The sequence below is a fragment of the Kitasatospora sp. MBT66 genome (assembly GCF_000710405.2).
Lineage (GTDB): Bacteria > Actinomycetota > Actinomycetes > Streptomycetales > Streptomycetaceae > Kitasatospora > Kitasatospora purpeofusca.
This window is the reverse complement of sequence record NZ_JAIY01000010.1, coordinates 306,219-306,919: the sequence shown is the minus strand read 5'-3', so window position 1 is coordinate 306,919 and position 701 is coordinate 306,219. Positions and strand designations below refer to the sequence as shown.

Sequence of the window (701 nt, the reverse complement as noted above, 5' to 3'; positions counted from 1 at the left end):
AGGGCGGCCGCGGAGGAGGACGGGGCGGCCTCGGCGGCGGCCTCCCAGGCGGCCGGGCCGGGCGCGGCGGGTGCCTGCGGGGCGGCGTCGGCGGCGTCCTCCGCGTCCGCGCCGTCCGCGTCCTCGGCCGCTTCCGCCGCGTCCTTGTCGGCAGCCTCCGCGACGGTGTCGGCCGCGGCTCCCTCGGCGGACTCCTCGTGCTCCGCCTGCTCCTCCTGGTCCTCGCCGGGCACGAAGGTGGACATCAGCCGGACCAGGCCGTCCGCCAGACTCTCCTCCGCCAGCGCGAGGCGCTCCAGGGCGAGCAGCGTCCTGGTCGGCGGCTCGTCCTCGTCGTCCCCGCCCGCCGCGTGCGCCTCGGCGCCGGTGAGTTCCTCCTGGAACGGCATCGCCCGGCCGTCGAGCACCGCGGCCTGGACGGCGGCGGCGGAGTCCGGCACCCCGAGGCGCTCCAGCCCGGCGGTCACCTCGCCGATCTCCAGGGCGGAGTGGCCGCGCAGCGCCGCCTGCTCCAGCAACCAGCCGACCAGGGCCTGCGCGCGGCGCTGGTCGCCCGGGCCGGCCGCCGGGCCGAGCAGGCCGCGGGCGAAGCCGTCCGCGTGCTCGGGGCGGACACCGGGCAGGGAGAGCACGGCCCACGGGTCCTCGCGGAGCTGCTCGGCCGCGCCGTCGCCGAACAGCGACACCGCGGCGGCGGCCAG

General features: G+C 80.0%; 1 protein-coding gene. It reads right to left on the bottom strand.

Going from position 1 to position 701, the window contains the following annotated elements; genetic code table 11:
- The coding region (locus tag BI06_RS51185; protein WP_043471975.1) for a helix-hairpin-helix domain-containing protein at positions 1 to 701 on the bottom strand (701 nt) is incomplete at both ends.